Source organism: Mesorhizobium sp. M2A.F.Ca.ET.039.01.1.1 (assembly GCF_003998035.1).
GTDB lineage: Bacteria > Pseudomonadota > Alphaproteobacteria > Rhizobiales > Rhizobiaceae > Mesorhizobium.
The window spans coordinates 1-2,458 of record NZ_RZRY01000828.1; the positions used below are offsets into that span (position 1 = coordinate 1).

Genomic DNA, 2,458 nt, shown 5'->3' on the forward strand with positions numbered 1-2,458 from the left:
AACCGACCCTGCCTAGAGCAGCCAAAATTGTCGTTCGGGAACCTAGAACATGAAATTCGCCTACCTGCAGGAACCACCCTTCTGCTTCACCGACGCATCGGGCTCGGTCGTCGGCTGCGACGTGGAACTCGCCAAGCGGATATGCCAGATGCTCGGGCTGGGCGAGTTTTCGCCCGTCGAAGCCGAGTTCGCTGAACTGCTTCCCGGGCTGGTGGACAACCGATGGGACATGACGACGGGCCTGTTCATCTCGGACGAGCGCAAAAGGCTCGTTGAGTTTACGCGCCCGATCTGGTCGCTGCCTGACGGACTGATGGTGGCGAAGAACAATCCGTTGGGGCTGGAGGGCTACCGCTCGCTTGCCCTGCACCCTTCAGCGGTACTTGCAGTGATATCGGACCAGGTTCAGCATCAAACCGCGTTGCAGAATGGCGTTCCGCCCAATCGGGTCAGGATATTTGCGACGCAGGCTCAGGCGGCGGGGGCCGTGGCGAAGGATATGGCGCAGGCCTATGCCAGCGTCGACATGGCGCATCGCGGCTACATTGCCCAGCGCCCCGACGAGCGGCTCGATGTCGTCGAGGTTCCCGCATCGGAGAAGCGGCCGGCCGCCGGCGCGTTCGCATTGGCCAAGGGCAATGCCGCGTTGCGCGAGCGGATCGATCGGTGCCTGAGCGATCTGCTCGGAAGTGCGTGGCACCGGAAGATGATGAGCGAATGTGGTTTTTCCGACGACGATGTCGACCGACTGTTGTGAGCCGGCCGAAACCGTCAAAGCTTGATCACATATTCCTTGCGCGTCGTCTCGAGCACTTCCCAGGTGCCCTTGAAGCCCGGCCTGAGCACGAAGCTGTCGCCGGCCCGCACGGTGCGCGCCTCGCCGCCGTCTTCGGCGATCACCGAGACGCCGGACAGGATGTGGCAGAATTCCCATTCGTCGTAGGAGATGCGCCATTTGCCCGGCGTCGCCTCCCAGATCCCGGCATAGAGGCCGCCGTCGCGCTCCTCGACATTCCAGGTGCGGAATTTCGGATCGCCCGAGATCACCCGGTCCGGGGCCGGCGCACCGGCCTCCGGCTCGACGCTGTCGACACTGACCGCAAGAAAGGCAGACATATCAGACCTTGCTCAACGCCTGCTCAAGATCGGCGACGATGTCGTTGACGTCCTCGATGCCGATCGACAGCCGCACCGTATCCGGCCCGGCGCCGGCCGTGACCTTCTGCTCGTCGGAGAGCTGGCGGTGCGTGGTCGAGGCCGGATGGATGACCAGCGACTTGGTGTCGCCGACATTGGCGAGGTGCGAGAACAATTCCAGCGCCTCGACGAATTTGACACCGGCCTCGTAACCGCCCTTGAGGCCGAATGTGAAGACCGCGCCGGCGCCCTGCGGCGAATATTTCTTCTGCAGCGCGTTGTTCTTGTCGCTGGGCAGTCCGGGATAATTCACCCAGGCGACCTTGGGATGGTTGGAGAGCCAGCCGGCGACGCTCGCGGCGTTGTCGCAATGGCGCTGCATCCTGAGCGGCAGCGTCTCCAGGCCGGTCAGGATCAGGAAGGCGTTGAAGGGCGAGATCGCCGGTCCGAGATCGCGCAGGCCAAGCACGCGCGCTGCGATGGCGAAAGCGAAATTGCCAAAAGTCTCGTGCAGGACGAGCCCGCCATATTCGGGGCGCGGCTCCGACAGCATCGGGTATTTGCCCGACTTCGACCAGTCGAACGTGCCGCCGTCGACGATGACGCCGCCGATCGAATTGCCGTGGCCGCCGATGAATTTTGTCAGCGAATGGACGACGATGTCGGCACCGTGTTCGATCGGCCGCACCAGATAGGGCGAAGCCAGCGTGTTGTCGACGATCAATGGCAGGCCATGCTTGCGGGCGATGTCGCCGATCTTCTCGATGTCGACGAAAACGCCGCCAGGATTGGCGAGGCTTTCGATGAAGATCGCCTTGGTTCTGTCGTCGATCTGGTTCTCGAAGGTCGAGAGGTCGTTGACGTCGGCCCAGCGCACTTCCCAGCCATAATTCTTGAAGGCGTGGCCGAACTGGTTGATCGAACCGCCATAGAGCTTGTTGGCGGCGATGAAATTGTCGCCCGGCTGCATCAGGTTGTGAAACACGATTACCTGCGCGGCATGGCCGGAGGCGACGGCAAGTGCGGCGGTGCCGCCTTCCAGCGCGGCGACGCGCTCCTCGAGCACCGCCTGCGTCGGGTTCATGATGCGGGTGTAGATATTGCCGAAGGCCTTCAGCCCAAACAGCGAAGCGGCATGGTCGGCATCGTCGAAGACAAAGGAGGTGGTTTGATAGATCGGCGTGGCCCTGGCGCCGGTCGCCGGATCGGGCTTGGCGCCGGCATGAACGGCCAAGGTGTTGAAACCGGGCGTACGGGTCATCTAAATCTTCCTCTCCTGATCTTCGAAAAAACGCCGGGCATTCTTGGCGAAGCCCGGGTT

3 protein-coding genes are annotated in these 2,458 nt (G+C 62.7%); 1 reads left to right on the top strand and 2 read right to left on the bottom strand.

Going from position 1 to position 2,458, the window contains the following annotated elements; all coding sequences use genetic code 11:
• The first annotated feature begins 49 nt into the window (after nucleotides 1-49).
• Entirely contained in the window at nucleotides 50-757 is a 708-nt protein-coding gene (locus EOA24_RS34285; RefSeq protein ID WP_126082856.1) for a transporter substrate-binding domain-containing protein, read from the top strand.
• Nucleotides 758-771: 14 nt separating this feature from the next.
• Here the strand turns inward: EOA24_RS34285 and EOA24_RS34290 are convergent, their stop codons facing one another.
• Together EOA24_RS34290 and EOA24_RS34295 are read right to left on the bottom strand one after the other, a co-directional pair.
• Nucleotides 772-1,116 (bottom strand): cupin domain-containing protein, encoded by a 345-nt coding sequence (locus EOA24_RS34290; RefSeq protein ID WP_126082857.1) that lies wholly within the window; start codon nucleotides 1,114-1,116, stop codon nucleotides 772-774.
• Nucleotide 1,117: 1 nt separating this feature from the next.
• Nucleotides 1,118-2,398 (bottom strand): O-acetylhomoserine aminocarboxypropyltransferase, encoded by a 1,281-nt coding sequence (locus tag EOA24_RS34295; protein WP_126082858.1) that lies wholly within the window; start codon nucleotides 2,396-2,398, stop codon nucleotides 1,118-1,120.
• Nucleotides 2,399-2,458: the final 60 nt, after the last annotated feature.

What these genes read in the sequence shown, in the direction of transcription:
- EOA24_RS34285 (WP_126082856.1), top strand. Translation starts at nt 50, where the DNA reads ATGAAATTCGCCTACCTGCAGGAACCACCCTTCTGCTTCACCGACGCA.
- EOA24_RS34290 (WP_126082857.1), bottom strand. Translation starts at nt 1,116, where the DNA reads ATGTCTGCCTTTCTTGCGGTCAGTGTCGACAGCGTCGAGCCGGAGGCC.
- EOA24_RS34295 (WP_126082858.1), bottom strand. Translation starts at nt 2,398, where the DNA reads ATGACCCGTACGCCCGGTTTCAACACCTTGGCCGTTCATGCCGGCGCC.